We start from the raw sequence: 16,989 nt of genomic DNA, 5'->3' as shown, positions 1-16,989 counted from the left end.
GCTGAAATGCGCACTATTCGCAGATGCGCTCACGGCGAACGATCACGCGGCCCCAATCGTCGACGAAGCGACGGCGCACCATGTAGCAATCCTGTTCTCCATAACGCGAGACGCCACGATAATAGCCGTCATCGGCGTAGCGCGGGGCACGCGGTGGGCCGTAATAGCCCGGTCCATAAGGGCCTTCGACCATCCCGTTGCGCCAAGTCCCAGTGCCGGCACCAGCCTGCGCAGGGACCGCGCCACCAAGCAGGATGGCAGTCAAAACGCCTCCAATGGCAGCTCTTAGAAGCACACGACTCCTCCATGGAAGACCAACATCAGTAAAATGACGGGCCTGGACCTTTTTTGTTCCAATGCATGGGGAGTCTATTTGCGTCGCAAAAGAAAAAGCGCCGATGACGGCGCCATGAGGTGAACTCAAATCAACAAGGAGGTTCTTTTCCGGAATTCCTTTCGACTGCCCCTCTCGAAGACCTTCCGTCGCTATCAGATAATATGCCTAGACCCGCGTCGCCGGCGACACCTTGATTTCGATCATCTCTCCGGAGATCGGATCGAAGATAAACATCGGCAATCCTTTCCCTTCGAAGGAGAAGACCCTCGTCGTACGACGCGATGAAGAAAAACCTGAGACGCAAGAAAACAGGGCGTTGTGCGCCCTCTTCCCATGCAGAGCGGAACGGTACATCCGCGTCCCGTCTGCATCTTGGGAAGATTGCCGACCTTTATGAAAGGTCAACGACAACATGGTCGCCTTGATATGGTTAACAAATCGTTAACGCGAGGAAATTTCCTCTACGTCATCCAATGACGCAATTCTTGGCCGAACTAGGTCTGTCCAGGTCTCAAGGCTCCTCCGCCTTGTGCCGTGTGAGGCGGTAGAGCTGCTGATCAAAGGTCAGGAGGACATCGGGGTTCGGAAAACTGACATAGTAATGGCTCGCATCCACCTCCCCGATCGCCTCCGCCGAGCCGATGATAACTGCCTTGCCTTTCGCCATTTCTGAAAAGACGAACTCGTCATCCCAGCTCTCGCTCGCTCCGTCGTCCGTCACTCGCCCGTCGGCGCCATAGAGGACGGATCTGGTTGCCCGATAAAAGAGTCCCTCGACCTGCTCCGCGCGCTCGACGACAATGGTTTCGTGGAGGATGGCCTCCTCGAAGCAGAGGTGTTGTCTCCTGTCGATCTCGGAGCCCGCCTCCGCCTCCCTGACCAACCCCTCCCTGACCAGCGCGATCACACGCGCACGAAACTCCTCTTCGAAGAGCTCCGGCGCGACGATGTCCTCTATGAGCTGAGCATCCTGCTGCTGCTCCCCGTCGGCATCGGAGGCCGTCGCGTCAAGGACGGCGGCCTGGATCCTGGCCGCGATCTCCCGCGTCGCTGCAACATTTGGATCGAACTCGTCCCCGGAGCCTACCGCCTCGGGAGCAGCGATTGTCTTCTGTTGTGAGAGCAGGTTCTCGAAGCTTTCCAGGACATCCTTGCCTGCGAGCCCACGTCTGATTTTCGGCGGGTCGGAGGCCATGTCTCACTCCCGATACGGCTGCACGGCGACATTCATTGTCCGCGCGGCGGAATGGGATCTCCTCAGCGTCATGCCTCGGGAACTCCCTGCAACGTTGCACGAGAACACGAAGCTTGTGAAGAGGGCGATGCAGCACGATCCGTCCGGGTGGGTGATCGGGAAAGCCGCCCTACCATTCACAGAGGCGCCGGGATCGGACATCGCCTGCCGTCAATGTGGAGGAAACCATGGCCGGATCCGAGAAGGATGTCACCATCGGCCCGCTCGGCCTCAAAGGATCCCTCGTCGGCCCCGAGCCCGGGCTTGGCCTTGTCCTGTTCGCCCACGGGAGCGGGAGCAGCCGACTGAGCCCTCGCAATCGCTTCGTCGCGAGAGAACTCCAGAAGGCCGGCCTCGGAACGCTTCTTTTGGATCTCTTGCTCGCCGACGAGGCCGAGGACAGAGAGAATGTGTTCGACATCGCGCTGCTGGCGCAACGCCTCGCACTCGCAACGGATTGGGTGCGTATGGACGGGATGCCGGATGTGACGCCGATCGGCTATTTCGGCGCTAGCACAGGCGCTGCCGCAGCCCTCGTGGCGGAGACCATCACGCCTCATCCGGTTGCCGCCATCGTCTCGCGCGGCGGCCGTCCGGATCTCGCCGGGTCGGCTCTCGCTAAGGTCCATGCATCGACGCTTCTGATCGTCGGGGGCGACGATCCCATCGTGATCGATCTGAATCGGCGAGCCTTCAACGAACTCGGCTGCGAAAAATCCCTCGAAATCGTCCCGGGAGCCGGACATCTTTTCGAAGAGCCCGGAACTCTCGAGCGCGTGGTTGCACTCGCCCTCAACTGGTTTCCTTTCCGCCTGCGCACAGGCCAAAGGACCGAATGACCGTGTCGTAGGAAGCGCAAGTCAGGCTACCAGATCGCGATACTCCCGGTGGCGCCGAAACCATACGTTCGCATAGCTGCAGAGTGGCGTCAGGGTCCGACCTTCTGCCCGGGCGATCTGTGCGACGCCGCGCATGAGGGTATCGGCCGCTCCCGTTCCGCGCAGCGGCGGCGGAGCTTCGACATAGCGAATGATCAGGGTCGACCCACGACGTTCATAGTTCGCGAAGACGACCTGACCATTGATATCGAGTTCGAAGCGGTTTCGCGCGGAATTGTCGTGAACGGCACTGTTCATAATAACCTCTCCGGATGCTCCCAAGGGGAACGTCGTCCTTTGACATCGCGTTCCTTGGCAATGACATCGCTGCCGTCAAAGGCCTTATCTCCGGAATAGCCCGGGACGTTTCTAAGGAATGCGCTGTCCGATCTCTGCGGCCGGCTGAACGGTCTCGCTCTTCGCCGGATCTCGACGCATGAGCAGCGTTATCCCCTCCCGATAAGTGGCGCGGACGAAGGGCCGGTAGTCGCATTTCTCGGCGACGCGTAAGGAAGGCGTGTTCTCCGGCGCAATCAGGCAGACTGTCGGAACCGGACCGAAATGCGCATCTCCCCACTTGAGGACAGCTTGAACGGCCTCGGTCGCAAGGCCCCTGCCCTGCGCCGACGGCGCCAGGACCCAGCCGATCTCCGGCTGACCGTCTATGGGTGGTTCGATGGTGCGCCTGAAATCGGCAAAGCCCGTCTCCCCCAGAAAGGCGCCCGTCTCCTTGTCCTCGATCACCCAATAACCATAGCCAAGCAGATCCCAGTGGCCCACATAGCGCAGCAGTCGCGACCACACCTCTTCCTGAGTTGAAGGCCGCCCACCGATGAACCGTGTCACCTCGGGATCTGTCCAGAGGGCGAGGCAAGCAGGAAAGTCCTCCGCGCGATGCCCCCGCAGCCGCAGGCGCTCCGTCTCAAGAACGGGAACGAGACCGGGCGCGCCGGAGGAAAGGGAAGTCAATTGTCGTTTCAGAGGCATTGAGAACTCGCAGAATCGGATGGGTAGCGCAGGTTAACGGAAATCCGCCCCGTTACCCCTCTCCTTTCCGCGGCGGGGTACCCATCTATGGGAATCCGAGCGCTCCCGGCGCTGAGCTATTGTCGGATCTGTTCGCAGCGCCTTTCGAACGGGAATCGCGGCGTCAGTTCAGTATGGAGATGGCGACATGGCTTCGGATCTGCACCTCCCTAACGCGATGCCTCTCGGCGAAGCCGAGTTCGCCGCAGGAGGTCTCTTCAGGCTTCTCAGGAATGCGCTCGGAGACGCAAACCTTGCCAGCGACATCACCGCGGCGATCGAACGGGTCATCGATGCCAAGATTGCGGCGCATCGCGAATTCGACAAAGACCGGAAGTCCATCTTGCCAGACTTTTTCGACGTGACCTGATGCCGTCGATCGGGTCCGGGCGGGCTCTAGTCTTCCGTTTCGCTTCCGCTGCAGGGCCAGCTTGCCGGACGGGTCAAACCGGACGGCAACTTGGTTTGCGACGTACCGCAGGCGATCTCGATTTGATTCTGCGTCAGGCCTGTCGTGGTCGTGAGGTCGGCGGCTCCAAGCCGCGTCAGGAAAAGATACGAGCCGGTCAGGTTGACACCTTTGAGATCTGCCGTGCCGAGATCCGAACGAGACAGGTTCGAGTAGCTCATGTTCGCGCCGGACAGCTTCGCGTTCTGAAATGAAATCCGTGCCAGCTCCGACTTGGAGAGATCCGCTCCCGACAGATCCGCCCCGCTGAAATCCGACCGATTGAATTCGGACTTCGACAGGCTTGCGCCCGTCAGCAGGGCCTTCGCGAAGTTCGTTCGGCTCATGTCGGCTAAGGTGAAGTTCGCTCCCTGCAGATTCGCGCCAGCGAAACTGGTGCGCCAGCCCGTAGCCTTGCTGAAATCCGCCTTCATCAGATTGGCGCCGTCGAAGCGTGTTCGACTGATCTCGGCACCGATCAAGCGCGCTCCTGCGAGGCCAGCATTGGCAAAGTCGCTGGCTCCGAGAGCGGCACCGCTGAGCACGGCACCGGCCATATTGTCACCGTTGAGCATGATCCGGGCCTTCGAGCAGTTCGCCCAATTGACTCCTGGACCGGGCGCATCCTGACATCCGGCCTGCGCAGATTCTGCAAGAATCATCATGGCCAGGAAGCTACCGACAGCGACCAACCTGGTCGTTGTGCCGAACCTTAGCCCCCCGCTACATTCTCCGAGGCTTTTCCGCTTCCGACGCATCACTTCCACCTATGCCTATGTACCTCGTCACGCCCTCGATTTCAGCCGGATTCTACGGCGGCTTCGAGACGGGCATCGCGAACTGGGTGCACTGCAGCCGTGAAAGAAAAGAAAAAGCCCTGCCGCAGGTGCAGCAGGGCTAAGTTCTCTCCTCAAGGCAAGTTCCCAGTGTCTCTGGAAAATCGCTTGTGTATTGGCGCACAATAGAAGGGGGTCGTCAACTTGATAGTCTTTCATAATATTAATATTATGGTCACGTAACTCAGTTACATGCAACTGTATTATTTTAGCTTTTGTTAGTAGTGTTGCAAAACGGCAATATCCAAACAGTGTGACTCTGAGTAATGTGCGCCCTCTCAACTCAAGCAAGAGGAAGCTCTCAATGCGTTCGTCTCTCCTCAGCCTGCTCGCCGGTACGGCAGCTCTGGCTATCGCCGCCTCGGCCGCACAGGCCGCGGATCTCCCGTCCCGCGCTGCTCCGGCTCCGATCATCGCTGCCGTTCCGGTCTTCACCTGGACCGGCTTCTACGTCGGCGTGAACGCTGGCTACGGCTGGAACACCAACGACAACCACCGCTACTATGACCCGCTCCTGGGTTACTATGGCGGCGGCGGCAGCAACGGCGGCTTCGTCGGCGGCGCTCAGATCGGCTACAACTACCAGGTTGGCCAGTTCGTTCTCGGCCTCGAGACCGACCTTCAGTACGCTGACATCGGCGGCGGCAACCAGAACTACTACTTCGGCGGCTACTACCGCGACAAGAACAACGGCAACTGGTTCGGCACCGTCCGCGCCCGCGCCGGTGTTGCGTTCGACCGCGCGCTCATCTACGTGACCGGCGGTTTCGCCTATGGCGACATCGCCAACGGCGCGAGCGCTGCCTACTATCCGGGCCTCGCCTACTACTACGGCTCGGACAACGGCACGAGCACGGGTTGGGTTCTCGGCGCCGGTGTCGAGTACGCCTTCACGAACAACCTGACCGCGAAGGTCGAAGGTCTGTACGTGAACCTCGACACGAAGAACAACTACTACGGCTACTACGGCGACCGGAACAACGCCGAGTTCGGCGTGATCCGCGCCGGCCTGAACTACAAGTTCTCGTCGTACTAAGATCGATCGCTCACGCGACCGATACGGGCCCGGTGGAAACACCGGGCCTTTTTCGTATCCTGGTCCCCGCATTCGCCGAAGGCTTGTTGATCACGACAGGCGAACGTGGCGATCACGAGAGGCTGGCCCGATGGTTCATCATCACTCCTCACGCCCCCGAATCATCCAGAAGCGGCATATCCACATCGCGTCGGCGATTGCGCTGATCCTGATGATTCTGGCGCTCATCCTCTATGGCTATCAGTTCTGGTGGAGCGAATAAGGCGTTGCCAGCCAAGCCGGACTCGACATCCAAACCCGATGAATTAGCTAAGCTCACGTCAACAGCGGAACAGCACCATGCGTATCCTGGCGTCCATTCCCGCCATCCTCCTTCTCTCGGGCACCCTTGCGGCCTGCAGCACCAACGCTGCCCCACAAGGCGTCCTGCCCCGCACTCCCGTGCCGCCGCCGCCCTCGGTGACCGGCAATAACAAGGCCACTTCGGCCCGCCAGACGGCAGCCGAAACACGGCGCCGGTCCATTGACGTCCCGGACCGGCTGGACACGCCGTCCCCGGCGGCCCCTGCCTCGTCTCCTGCCATCGAACCGGTCATGACGGGACGTGGCGTCGGAGCCGGCTTCCGCTTCTAAGCATTGAAATGGGAAAGGGCCGGCGGACGCCGCCGGCCAGTCACTTCACGAAGGTCTTCGACAGTCCCACGGTCCGGTCGACGATCATGACGACCCCGAGCGTCAGGAGAATCAGCAGGACGGAAACGCTCGCCACCAGCGGATCAGCGCGGCTCTCCACGTGATGGAAGAGCTCGACCGGGAGGGTTGTCAGGCGGGGGCCGGTCAGGAAGAGCGTGATCACCACCTCGTCGAACGACACCAGGAAGCACAGCGCCGTGGCGGCGACGATGCCTGGCGCCATCATCGGCAAGGTTACGCGTCGGAAAACCGTGAACGGCCGGCCGCCGAGCGTGGATGCCGCCTCTTCGCAGGCGAGCGGAAGGTTGCCGAGGGTCGTCGCCAGCACGCGCAAGGCATAGGGCAGCGTGATCACCAGGTGTCCGATCACCAGGCCCCAGAACGAGCCTAGAAAGCCCGCCGATGCGAAGACGATCAGGATGGCGAGACCGAGCACGATGGTCGGCAGCAGCAGAGGCGCGGTGAACAGGTTGTAGAGAAAGCCCGAGCCCATCGTTCGCATCCGGACGATCACATAGGCGGCCGGAATGGCCGCGGCCAAGGACAGAACCGTTACGATGGCTCCGAGCATCAGGCTCGTCCAGAAGGCCGAGATGATGGCGGAGTTCTGCGCAAGCGCAATGTACCAGCGCAGCGACCAGCTCTGCGGCGGGAAGGACAGGATCTGCTCGCCGCTGAACGAGATCGGCACCACGAGGATCACTGGCGCGAGCAGGAAGAGGAAGAGAAGCGCCACGAGGATCTTCATGGGCAGCGAGGTCTGATTCGTTTCCATGACGGTCTCCTAGTCGATAGCCCGCAGGATTCGGGCGTAGACGGCAAGCGCCGCCCCGAAGATGACGAGGACGAGGATCGAGAGTGTCGAGGCCAGCGGCCAGTTCAACGTGACGATCGCCTGGTCATAGATCTCCGTCGCCAGAAGGAACACGCGTCCACCGCCGAGGAGTTTCGGCGTAATGAAGGACGAGACCGCCAGCACGAAGCAGAGAAGGCAGCCGAGCGCGATGCCCGGCAGCGTAAGAGGCAGGACGACGCGCCAAAACGTCTTGACCGGCCGCGCGCCCAAGGTCATGGCCGCCTCCTCGACCCGTGGATCGAGCCGCCCGAACCCGGCGAGCAGGGACAGGATCATATAGGGCATCAGGATCTCGACGAGGCCGATGACGACGCCGGTCGTGTTGAACATCAGCCTCGGGGGCGCAAAGCCCAATGCCGCAATCGCGCTGGTAATGGGTCCCTGGTCCGCCAGGAGCGCAATCCACCCATAGGTGCGCACCACAGCCGACGTGAGCAGCGGAGAAATGACGAGCACTGTCAGGAATGTCCGCCACCGTCCGGAGCTGCGATGGAGGTAGAGCGCGATCGGATAGGATAGGACGAGCGTCAGCGCGGTGATGGTGAGGCTGACCACCACCGAATTGAGAATCAGCTCCAGATAGAACGAATCGCCGGCGAGACCGACCCAGTTCGCCAGCGTGAAGGTTTCGCGGATGCCGCCTCCCGACAGGGCCTCGTTGAAGGACATCCTCAGGAGATTGAGCACCGGAAGAAGGAAACCCACCGCATTGACCAACGCGATCGGCAGGAGCAGCAGAGTGGCCGTGCCGACGCGCCCGAGTGCCGGACGCGGGACCGGAATGACGGATTCGGCGACCGCGACGCTCATGCTGCTCTCCTGAACACCATGGTGTCCTCAATGCGCCAGCTGAGCGTCACCGGCGTGCCCACGGCGCGGAAAAAGCGCCCATGATCGGATGCCGCTTCGACGATCAGTTCCGCGCCGTTCACGTCTACATGATATTGCAGAAGATCGCCCACGAAGGTCACGCGGGTCAGACGGCCATCGAGGCGGTTGGTCCCCTCTCCTGCCGGACTTGCATCCACGTCTGCAAGCCGGACGCGGTGCGGCCGCATCATGATCTCGACCGGGCCGTTCGGGCGGCCAGGAACCCGTAACGTCGCACCGCCGACAGAAACGGTACCGTCGCCCCTGGCCGCGCCTTCAAGCCTGTTGGTGCGGCCGACGAACGAAGCGACGAACGGCGTTTCCGGACGCTCGTAGACATCGACGGGCGTGCCCACCTGTTCGAGCTTTCCGCCCTTCATGACCACGACCTTGTCGCACATGCTGAGTGCCTCGACCTGATCGTGCGTCACGAAGACGGCGGTGATCCCGAGCTTCTGCTGGATGTCGCGAATCTCGTTGCGCATCTCGTCGCGCAGCTTCGCATCGAGATTCGAAAGCGGCTCGTCGAGCAGCAGGATCGAGGGCCGGATCACCAGCGCGCGCGCCAGCGCGACACGCTGCTGCTGACCGCCGGACAGCTCGCGGGGCTTGCGCCCCGCGAGGGATTCGAGCCGGACCATGGCGAGAGCTTCGGTCACCCGACGCTCGATCTCGGGCTTCGGCACACCCCGCATTTCGAGGCCGAACGCGACATTCTTCGCGACCGTCATATGCGGAAACAGGGCATAGCTCTGAAAGACCAGACCCATGTCACGCTTGTAGACCGGCATCCGGGTGATATCGCTTCCCCCAACGACGATGCGTCCGCCGCTGGGGGTGATGAGACCTGCGATCATGCGCAGGGTCGTGGTCTTGCCGCAGCCCGAAGGCCCGAGGAGCGCCACGAGTTCGCCTTTGGGGACATTAAGGTTCAAGGCCGCTACGGCGTCGGTGTCGCCATAGCGCTTCGTGAGACCGTCGAGACGCAGATGCGCATCGCGGTCGGTCAAGGCGGTCAGGGTCCCAGACAGGATCTTCTGATGCATCATGACGCGCTCCATCAACGTTGTCGGACAGCGGCTGGCGAGATCAGCGGCTGAGAGGAATGACGCGCCGGCGCCATTGCTCCGTGATCTTATCGCGGACACCGGCGACCGCGACCCAGTCGATGTCGATCATCTTGTCCATCGAACCGGCGGCCGTGCGTGCCAGCGCGGCTTGCGAGATCTTCGCCTTGGTATTGGTGGGCGCGTAGAACATCTCCTCCGTAAAGGCCGCCTGCGTCTCGGGCTTCAGCGCATAGTCGATGAAGGTCTTGGCAGCCTTGCTGTTCGGCGCGTTCTTCACGAGATTGATGGTGTTGATCTGGAAGCCACTGCCCTCCTGCGGCAGGACCACGCCAAGCTTGCCGCCGGACGTATCCGCATAGACTTGCGCACGCGCGTTCCAGCCGATGCCGAGTGCAGCCTGTCCGTTGGCGATGGGCGCGTAGACATCGGGCTTCGGGTCCCAGGTCTGAACGTTGGGGGCAAGCTCGGCGAGCTTCGCGATACCGGCATCGACGCTCTTCTTGTAGTCGTCCCCACCCGCCATCTTGTTGGCGATGATGGTCAGCGTCGTTCCCTGAATGTCGGGCACGGCCGGAATCGCGACCTTACCGGCATATTGCTTGTCCCACAGCGCATTCCAGGAGGTCGGCGCGGTCTTCACCTGGTCCTTGTTGTAGAGCAGGACGAGATTGTCGAACGTGACGGCGACGCCATTAACGCCCTGTGCCTTGGCGGCGGGGTAGAGATCCGCAACGTTGGGCGACACACTCTCGTCGACCTTGTCGAACAGCCCTTCGTCTGTTCCAGCCTTCGAGACCGAGACGTCCATGATTACCACGTCAATCTGCGGCGCAGCTTTCTGCGCGCGCAGGGTGCCAAGCATCTGCGCCGAGTTCGGCATGCCGTAGAACTCGACCTTGATGTCCGGATGCGCCTTCATGAAGGGCTCGACGACGGCCTTCATGTAATGATCTTGGAAGATACCGCTATAGGCCGCCAGTGTGACGGTCTCCGCGCAGGCTGGGCTGGAGACCGCGAAGGCGATGGCCGAGACACCGAGTAGGGTCCGCATTTTTGTCATGGTTCGTTTTCCCTCTGTTGCGTGACTTCCCAATGCCTTCGCGTCAGGCGACGCGAAGGGCCTTTTCTTCAACGATGCGGGTGGCGCCCGAGATGTCCGGCAGCTTTTCGCCCTTGCGCAGGCGCTCGAGCAGCTTGATCTCGTTTTCCTGCATGCCAATGGCGCGCTCGGCTACGGCACGCGCTTCGGAAGGATGCAGCACGATGACGCCGCTCTCGTCCGCCAGGATCGCATCGCCCGGCTCAACGACCTGACCGCCGACCGTCACCGGCACGTTGATCGCGCCTTCGAGCCCAAGGATCTTGGTGGTGATCGGCGACGGACCGCGGCACCACATGGGCATCTCAACGTTGCGGATCTCAGAGAAATCGGTCGCGGGCCCGTCAACGATGCCGGCCTTGACGCCGCCGAGCTTCATGGCGTGCGTGACGACGCCGCCCCAGCAGGCATGGCGGGTATCGCCGCAGCGATCGACCACGACGATATCCCCCGGCCGCACGAGCTTGGTCAGATAATGGAGGATCGTGCTGTCGGCATGCGGCAGCCGAACGGTGACAGCCGTTCCGGCGACGCGCTTCTCCGGCAGTACGGCGCGCAGCTCGCGATCCACGAAACCGGAATGCAGGAAGTGGCCGACGGTGGCAGTCTCGACCCGTTCCAGGAGAGTCACGAGTTCCTGGGAGATCTGCTTCGGCATATCATTGACGATGAACATCGAAAGGCCTCCTCAGGACAGAACGTGATGCTGCGCAACCGGCACGTTGCGGCGAACGTGCTCGATATAGTCGAGCTCGAGGCGCGCAGCCGTCGCGCTGACCCGGTCCGTGCACTGCGCGACGATATGGCCCCACGGATCGATGACCATGGAGTGTCCCCAGCACCACTTCTTGCCGCCGGAATTCGACTGCACCTGTCCCACGGCCAGGAAATAGGTCTGCGTTTCGATGGCACGAGCCCGGGCGAGCGTTTCCCAGTGATCTTTTCCGGTCATGAGGGTGAAGGCGGCCGGAAGGACGATGACGTCGGAGCCTGCATCGCGCAGCTTTCGGAACAGCTCAGGGAAGCGGATGTCGTAGCAGATGGCGCAGCCCACGGTGACGTCGCCGACCTTGTAGGTCACCACGTCCTCGCCACGGCTGATCGTGTCGGATTCGCGGTAGCTTGTGCCGCCCGGGATATCTACGTCGAAGAGGTGGATCTTACGGTAGCGCGCAATCTCCTTGCCGGTCGGGCCGAACACGACCGTCGTGTTGTAGTGATTGTTTCCATGGCGCTCGACCACGCTGCCGGCATGGATCGTGACCTTGTGACGGGCGGCAAGGTCGGACATCAGGCGGTAGGCCTCGCCGTCCGGGAACGACTCGGCGCTGGCATGGATGTTCTCGCGCCCCTCGCCGAGGAAGGCGTAGTATTCCGGCAGGACGATGAGGTCAGGCGCCTCGTCCTTGACGGCTTTTTCGATCATCGCAGCAGCGGCTTTCAAATTCCCCGCCTTATCGTTCTGCGAATTCATTTGGATCAGACTGACTTTCACGTCCGGCCTCCGTTGGAACTAAGGCTGGAATGTGAGCGCGGCCTCCAAATCGTGACAAACGTGAAATACTTTCCCTGAAGGGCAAGTTTTGCTTGTTCTGCACTGCACAAGGAAAACTTTCAAAGGCTTAGCGCCTTCTCACCACGACGCTCCATCTAGCTGTGCCTGCGAAAACTCGTGTGCGACCTCCTGCGACATTCGTGCGATCACGGCGGAGATGAGATTGCCCGGGTGGTCAGAATAAACCGCATGGAAGGTGAGCGGTTGAAAGGCCGGCGTGACATCGAGCGCCACCAGCGTACCCGCCTCAAGGTGCTCCCGCACAATGACGGTCGGGAGCGGCGTAATACCGATGCCATCCTTCGCGAGCCGCATGATCGTGGCGAGCGAATTGGAGTTGTAGATGGTGGGATTCTCGATTCCCTCGTCCGCCAGAAGGCGCTGGATGCGAAGGTGGGCGATGCTCCCGCGGGAATAGGCCAGAATGGGATGATGAGCGATCTCCGCAAGGCTGAGCGGTCCCGAGGGCAGCCCGAGGCTCGGGCTAGCGAGCCATGAGCAGGCGAAGGTGCAGAGGTCGAGATTGATGATGCCCGGCGACGTGACGGGCCCCAAGATCAGCGCGAGATCGGTTTTGCGGTCGATGACCTCCCGCCCGAGACTCAGACTCGTATCCGTGTTGAGGTCGATGGCGACGCTTGGATAGCGCTTGTGGATCTTCTCCATGAGTTGCGGCAGCCAGGCATAGACGATGGAGTCGATCGTCCCGATCCTGATCGTCCCGCGCAAACTGCCGGGGTCGCTGACCGCATCGCGGAACTCGTCCGCAACACGAACCAGCTCCTCGGCCTTTGGGATGATCTGCTGACCGAGCGTGGTCAGGCGCACGCAACGCACCTCCCGCTCGAACAGCTGGATGCCTAAGTCACGCTCAAGGGTGGCAATTCTGTTCGAAATGGCGGCTTGGGTCGTGTTGAGCCGATCGGCCGCTGCACTGAAGCTCCCCAGACGGGCGACCCAGAGGAAGGTTTCGACAAACCTAAGGTTCATCTCGTCTCAATCTCCGCACTCTTGCCAAGCTTCGCGATGATGCGCGGGATCGAGAAATAAAATATCAACACAAAACTCGACTTTATCCATATTGGAAAGATTAAAACTTTCGGGACGAATGATCCATACCTAAGGGGTTAGCGGGAAAACTATCCTGGCCATCGCGAAATGTGCGACAACGCATATCAACCTGACATTGTCATCGAAATGTTATACGTCACCTGCAAGCAACGATGAGGATGACATGACCTGGGTGGAAGCCATTGGTTGGCTGGGAGCGGCATTGGCCATCACCGGCAGTGCGATGCGCACGATCATTCCGCTGCGCTGCATCGGTATCGCCACGAACGTCGTTTCGCTGAGCTATGCCAGCCTCATGCATCTCTATCCGAGCATGACGGTCAACCTGATCCTGCTGCCGCTCAACGGCTTCCGCCTCTATCAGATGCTCCGGCTGATCCAGAAGGTGAAGGTCGCCTCGAAGAGCGACCTGTCCATGGACTGGCTGAAGCCGTTCATGAGCCAGAGTTCCGTCAAGGCCGGCGAGATCCTGTTTGCCAAGGGCGATGCCGCCAACTGCATGTACTATACGCTGTCCGGCCGGTTCCGGCTGCGGGAACTCGGAATCGACCTGCCCCAGGGGCGCGTCGTGGGCGAAATGGGCTTCCTGTCGCCCGAGAACAGGCGCACGCAGACGCTGGAATGTCTGGAGAGCGGCGACGTTCTCAGCATCACCTATGATCAGGTCCGTCAGCTCTATTTCCAGAACCCGGAATTCGGCTTCTATTTCCTTCGCCTGACGACCGAGCGCCTCTTCACCAATATGGAGCGCATGGAGAGCGAGATCGCGCGGCTCCGCAGCCGGGCAGTGAACCCGGCCACCTCAGAAGAGGCGATCTCAGCTTAGAAAACTTATAATCTGCGCCAGTTTAGAACTCCTATAAACCATTGAAATCACAGATATTTTCGTTGACGCATCGGTAGTCGCATGGTTCTTCGGCCCTCAATGCGGGATGCATAGTCCCGTCCGACAAGCCGTTGAGGATTTCATGACGATGAACACGATGTTTGCGCGCAGTTTTCTGGCTGGTGCCGTAGCCCTCGGCACGCTTGCGGGATCGAGCCTCTCGGCCTCGGCCCAGGGTGTCGTGAACGTCTATACCAACCGTGAGCCGGGCCTCTACTCGGCCACTCTCGACGAGTTCACCAAGGCGACCGGCATCAAGGTCAACGCCATCTTCTCCGAGCAGGGCCTCGCCGAGCGCATCAAGGCCGAGGGCGAGAACAGCCCGGCGGACGTGCTGATCACCGTCGATATCGGACGGATCCAGGAGGCGGTCGATCTCGGCATCACGCAGCCCGTGAAATCGGAGGCGCTGAACAGCGCCATTCCGTCCCAGCTGCGTGATCCGGAAGGACGCTGGTTCGCCCTGTCGATGCGGGCCCGCTCCGTCTATGCCTCGAAGGATCGGATGAAGGACAAGGCCATCACCTACGAGGATCTCGCCGACCCCAAATGGAAGGGCAAGATCTGCACGCGCTCCTTCCAGCACCAGTACAATATCGCCCTGACGGCGGCGATGATCGTCAAGCACGGTGAGGCGGCAACCGAGGAATGGCTGAAGGGCGTGAAGGCCAATCTCGCCAAGAAGCCCTCGGGCGGCGATCGTGATGTTGCCAAGGACATCCTCGCCGGCGTCTGCGATATCGGCCTCGGCAACACGTACTATGTCGGCCTCATGACCAACGGCACCAATCCGGACCAGAAGAAGTGGGCCGAGGCGATCAACGTGATCCTGCCGACCTTCAAGGGCGGCGGCACGCACGTCAACATCTCCGGCATTGCCATGATGAAGAACGCGCCGAACCGCGAGAACGCCCAGAAGCTCATGGAATACATGGCGACCCCGGCGGCCCAGCACGTCTTCGCTGACGTGAACTACGAATATCCTGTCCGCGCCGGCATCGAGATCAACCCACTCGTGAAGTCATTCGGGCCGCTCCGCATCGAGGAAATGAGCCTCGCCGACATCGCCAAGAACCGCGCGAAGGCCAGCGCGCTCGTCGACAAGGTTGGGTTCGACCGCTAAGGGCAAGGCCTTCACTTAGCGAAGGCCTTTCCTCCTTCGGCCAGAGACATGAGCACCATCGCCTCCGCGCAGCCCCTGCCCCTCACGACCCTGCGGCGTGCCCTCAACGGCGCGCCGCTCTGGTCCGTCGCGGTGGTGGTGAGCATCGCCGTGCTGGTGCTCGCCCCTCTCGTCTCGTTGCTGCGGATCGCCGCCCAGGGAGAGGCGACGCTCTGGGCCCAGGTGACGGCCGACGTTCTTCCTGCCGCCCTTCTCGATACCGGGATGCTGCTCGCCGGCGTCGCGATCCTGGCCGGAACCGTTGGGATCGGCACCGCGTGGCTGGTCACGGCTCATCGCTTCCCAGGACGCCGCGTCCTTGCTGCGATGCTTCCCCTGCCGCTCGCGGTGCCGACCTACATCACGGCCTATATCTACGTCGAAATCTTCGATGCGGCGGGGCCGGTCCAGATGGGCCTCCGCAGCCTCATGGGCTGGACCTCCCGCGGCGATTACTGGTTTCCGGAAATCCGCTCAGTCTATGGCTGCATCTTCGTGATGTCGGCCGTTCTCTATCCTTATGTCTATCTCGCGGCGCGCGTGATGTTTCTCACGCAGAGCGCCAGCATGATCGAGGTGGCGCGTACGCTCGGAGCGAGCCGCCTCAGATTGTTCCGCGTCATCGCAATTCCGTTGGCCCGCCCGGCCCTCGCGGTCGGTCTCTCGCTCGCCCTGCTCGAAGCTCTGAACGACATCGGCGCCAGCGAATATCTCGGCGTGCGCACGCTGACCGTCTCGATTTTCACCACATGGCTCAATCGCGGCAGCCTCGCCGGCGCGGCGCAGATCGCCTGCGTGATGCTGGCGATCGTGATCGGCCTGATCGCCATCGAGCGCTACGGGCGACGTGAGAGACGCTACGCCCTGTCCACGCGTCGGCCGCGGGTTACGCAACCCGTGAGGCTCTCCGGCGGAGCAGGTTGGCTGGCGACCCTGTTCTGCGCCCTTCCGGTACTCATGGGGTTCCTCCTGCCCATCAGCTTCCTGGCGCGGGAGGTCCTGCGGCGCGGCTTCGCGGAGCAGGTGGACGACGCCTTTCTCAACCATCTTCTGACGACGATCGGCCTTTCGGGCGCGGCAACCGTGGCGACGCTGGCCTTCGGCATCGTGCTCGTGACCGCCTCCCGCCTCGCCCGTCTCCACCTGACGAAAATCGCACTCGCGATTGCCGGGATAGGCTACGCCGTTCCGGGGACCGTGCTTGCCCTCGGCCTGCTCACGCCTCTCGTGGCCATCGACACGAGCCTTGGGACCTTGTGGCAGATGCTGACGGGGGAACGGGTCGGGCTGATCCTCATGGGCTCCGCAGGCGGCATCGTCATCGCGTATCTCGTCCGCTTCCTGCCGATCGCCACGGGCTCGCTGTCGGCGGGTCTCGCACGCGTTTCCCCTGGGATCGAGGATGCCGGCCGGATCCTCGGTGCGAAACCACGGGAACTCGTCCTGCGAATCCAGATTCCCCTGCTGCGCCCGGCTCTCGCGAGCGCCGCGCTTCTGGTCTTCGTCGATTGCATCAAGGAACTGTCCGCGACATTGCTGCTGCGCCCGCTGAACACCGAGACGCTGGCGACACTCGTCTACGGACACGCTTCGCGGGGCGCCTTCGAGGACGGCTCGCTTGCCGCGCTCGTGATCGTCCTGGTCGGCCTCCTGCCGGTCATCCAACTGGTGCGAAGCGCCGAGGCAGGACCGAAGAAGGCAGCAAGCACGTCTCCGTCGGGCTCATAGAACCGATAGCGCCATTCCGGGGCGCCGCTTTCGCGGCCCCGGAATGACGTATCAGCACTGATTTCAAAAGCGGCCCGTCAAGCAGCGTTTGACTGTTTGCTGTTGAGGTTGACCTTGAAGGCGGCCTGGGTCTTGGCCGTGATCTCGTCCAGGGTGACGCCGTCGGCGAGCTCGATCAGGGTCATGCCGGAGCCGCCCTTCTTG

The 16,989-nt window shown here is 61.7% G+C and carries 20 protein-coding genes and 1 pseudogene; 8 read left to right on the top strand and 13 right to left on the bottom strand.

Annotation, left to right across the window (positions count from 1 at the left end; genetic code table 11):
* Positions 1-13: 13 nt before the first annotated feature.
* The gene (locus K9B37_RS00100) at positions 14-295 is read right to left on the bottom strand and encodes a hypothetical protein (protein WP_224310764.1); all 282 of its coding nucleotides are present in this window, start codon (positions 293-295) and stop codon (positions 14-16) included.
* Positions 296-848: 553 nt separating this feature from the next.
* Positions 849-1,532, bottom strand: a complete 684-nt coding sequence (locus K9B37_RS00095) for a hypothetical protein (RefSeq protein ID WP_224310763.1) — start codon at positions 1,530-1,532, stop codon at positions 849-851.
* A 227-nt stretch (positions 1,533-1,759) separates the two neighbouring features.
* Here K9B37_RS00095 and K9B37_RS00090 point away from each other — a divergent pair, with 227 nt between their 5' ends.
* Complete coding sequence (locus K9B37_RS00090; protein WP_224310762.1) at positions 1,760-2,410, top strand: dienelactone hydrolase family protein; 651 nt, start codon at positions 1,760-1,762, stop codon at positions 2,408-2,410.
* Positions 2,411-2,431: 21 nt separating this feature from the next.
* Here K9B37_RS00090 and K9B37_RS00085 read toward each other — a convergent pair whose 3' ends face one another.
* Both K9B37_RS00085 and K9B37_RS00080 read right to left on the bottom strand, forming a co-directional pair.
* Positions 2,432-2,707 carry a GNAT family N-acetyltransferase gene (locus tag K9B37_RS00085; protein ID WP_224310761.1) on the bottom strand — a complete coding sequence of 92 codons (276 nt, stop codon included), beginning with the start codon at positions 2,705-2,707 and terminating at the stop codon, positions 2,432-2,434.
* A gap of 111 nt (positions 2,708-2,818) precedes the next feature.
* On the bottom strand, positions 2,819-3,436 hold the full coding sequence (locus K9B37_RS00080; protein ID WP_224310760.1) for a GNAT family N-acetyltransferase: 618 nt from the start codon (positions 3,434-3,436) through the stop codon (positions 2,819-2,821).
* 187 nt (positions 3,437-3,623) lie between these two features.
* On the opposite strand from K9B37_RS00080, the gene K9B37_RS00075 reads away from it, so the two are divergent.
* Positions 3,624-3,845 (top strand): hypothetical protein, encoded by a 222-nt coding sequence (locus K9B37_RS00075; RefSeq protein WP_224310759.1) that lies wholly within the window; start codon positions 3,624-3,626, stop codon positions 3,843-3,845.
* Positions 3,846-3,871: 26 nt separating this feature from the next.
* On the opposite strand, the gene K9B37_RS00070 is transcribed toward K9B37_RS00075, so the two are convergent.
* A complete protein-coding gene (locus tag K9B37_RS00070; protein ID WP_224310758.1) occupies positions 3,872-4,498 on the bottom strand; it encodes a pentapeptide repeat-containing protein in 627 nt (208 codons plus the stop codon).
* Between the two features lie 565 nt (positions 4,499-5,063).
* Between K9B37_RS00070 and K9B37_RS00065 the strand changes: the two genes are divergently transcribed.
* The 3 genes from K9B37_RS00065 to K9B37_RS00060 all read left to right on the top strand — a co-directional run bounded on the left by K9B37_RS00065 (position 5,064) and on the right by K9B37_RS00060 (position 6,428).
* On the top strand, positions 5,064-5,795 hold the full coding sequence (locus K9B37_RS00065; protein WP_224310757.1) for an outer membrane protein: 732 nt from the start codon (positions 5,064-5,066) through the stop codon (positions 5,793-5,795).
* 130 nt (positions 5,796-5,925) lie between these two features.
* Positions 5,926-6,057: a hypothetical protein gene (locus K9B37_RS24540; protein ID WP_255616308.1), complete on the top strand. Its 132-nt coding sequence runs from the start codon at positions 5,926-5,928 to the stop codon at positions 6,055-6,057.
* A gap of 77 nt (positions 6,058-6,134) precedes the next feature.
* Positions 6,135-6,428 carry a hypothetical protein gene (locus K9B37_RS00060; protein ID WP_224310756.1) on the top strand — a complete coding sequence of 98 codons (294 nt, stop codon included), beginning with the start codon at positions 6,135-6,137 and terminating at the stop codon, positions 6,426-6,428.
* Between the two features lie 40 nt (positions 6,429-6,468).
* Here K9B37_RS00060 and K9B37_RS00055 read toward each other — a convergent pair whose 3' ends face one another.
* From K9B37_RS00055 to K9B37_RS00025, 7 genes are all read right to left on the bottom strand, one after another.
* Positions 6,469-7,263 carry an ABC transporter permease gene (locus K9B37_RS00055; RefSeq protein ID WP_224310755.1) on the bottom strand — a complete coding sequence of 265 codons (795 nt, stop codon included), beginning with the start codon at positions 7,261-7,263 and terminating at the stop codon, positions 6,469-6,471.
* A 9-nt stretch (positions 7,264-7,272) separates the two neighbouring features.
* Positions 7,273-8,154: an ABC transporter permease gene (locus tag K9B37_RS00050; protein ID WP_224310754.1), complete on the bottom strand. Its 882-nt coding sequence runs from the start codon at positions 8,152-8,154 to the stop codon at positions 7,273-7,275.
* Complete coding sequence (locus tag K9B37_RS00045) at positions 8,151-9,263, bottom strand: ABC transporter ATP-binding protein (RefSeq protein WP_224310753.1); 1,113 nt, start codon at positions 9,261-9,263, stop codon at positions 8,151-8,153. Before K9B37_RS00045 ends, K9B37_RS00050 begins: the two co-directional genes overlap by 4 nt.
* 40 nt (positions 9,264-9,303) lie before the next feature.
* The gene (locus K9B37_RS00040; RefSeq protein ID WP_439651649.1) at positions 9,304-10,344 is read right to left on the bottom strand and encodes an ABC transporter substrate-binding protein; all 1,041 of its coding nucleotides are present in this window, start codon (positions 10,342-10,344) and stop codon (positions 9,304-9,306) included.
* A 43-nt stretch (positions 10,345-10,387) separates the two neighbouring features.
* Entirely contained in the window at positions 10,388-11,059 is a 672-nt protein-coding gene (locus tag K9B37_RS00035) for an RraA family protein (protein WP_224310752.1), read from the bottom strand.
* 12 nt (positions 11,060-11,071) lie between these two features.
* Positions 11,072-11,878: a carbon-nitrogen hydrolase family protein gene (locus K9B37_RS00030; RefSeq protein ID WP_224310751.1), complete on the bottom strand. Its 807-nt coding sequence runs from the start codon at positions 11,876-11,878 to the stop codon at positions 11,072-11,074.
* A 138-nt stretch (positions 11,879-12,016) separates the two neighbouring features.
* Positions 12,017-12,928: a LysR family transcriptional regulator gene (locus tag K9B37_RS00025; RefSeq protein ID WP_224310750.1), complete on the bottom strand. Its 912-nt coding sequence runs from the start codon at positions 12,926-12,928 to the stop codon at positions 12,017-12,019.
* A gap of 244 nt (positions 12,929-13,172) precedes the next feature.
* On the opposite strand from K9B37_RS00025, the gene K9B37_RS00020 reads away from it, so the two are divergent.
* The 3 genes from K9B37_RS00020 (at position 13,173) to K9B37_RS00010 (ending at position 16,785) form a co-directional block, all read left to right on the top strand.
* A complete protein-coding gene (locus K9B37_RS00020; RefSeq protein WP_224310749.1) occupies positions 13,173-13,835 on the top strand; it encodes a Crp/Fnr family transcriptional regulator in 663 nt (220 codons plus the stop codon).
* 142 nt (positions 13,836-13,977) lie between these two features.
* Positions 13,978-15,018: a Fe(3+) ABC transporter substrate-binding protein gene (locus K9B37_RS00015; protein ID WP_224310748.1), complete on the top strand. Its 1,041-nt coding sequence runs from the start codon at positions 13,978-13,980 to the stop codon at positions 15,016-15,018.
* A 48-nt stretch (positions 15,019-15,066) separates the two neighbouring features.
* On the top strand, positions 15,067-16,785 hold the full coding sequence (locus K9B37_RS00010; protein WP_224310747.1) for an ABC transporter permease: 1,719 nt from the start codon (positions 15,067-15,069) through the stop codon (positions 16,783-16,785).
* Between the two features lie 77 nt (positions 16,786-16,862).
* On the opposite strand, the pseudogene K9B37_RS00005 reads toward K9B37_RS00010, so the two are convergent.
* Positions 16,863-16,989, bottom strand: a pseudogene (locus tag K9B37_RS00005) (succinyl-CoA--3-ketoacid-CoA transferase); the annotation flags it as partial.

This window comes from Microvirga puerhi (genome assembly GCF_020089865.1).
GTDB classification, from domain to species: domain Bacteria; phylum Pseudomonadota; class Alphaproteobacteria; order Rhizobiales; family Beijerinckiaceae; genus Microvirga; species Microvirga puerhi.
Note: the sequence above shows the minus strand (reverse complement) of the source record. Positions and strands in the feature narration are given on the sequence as shown.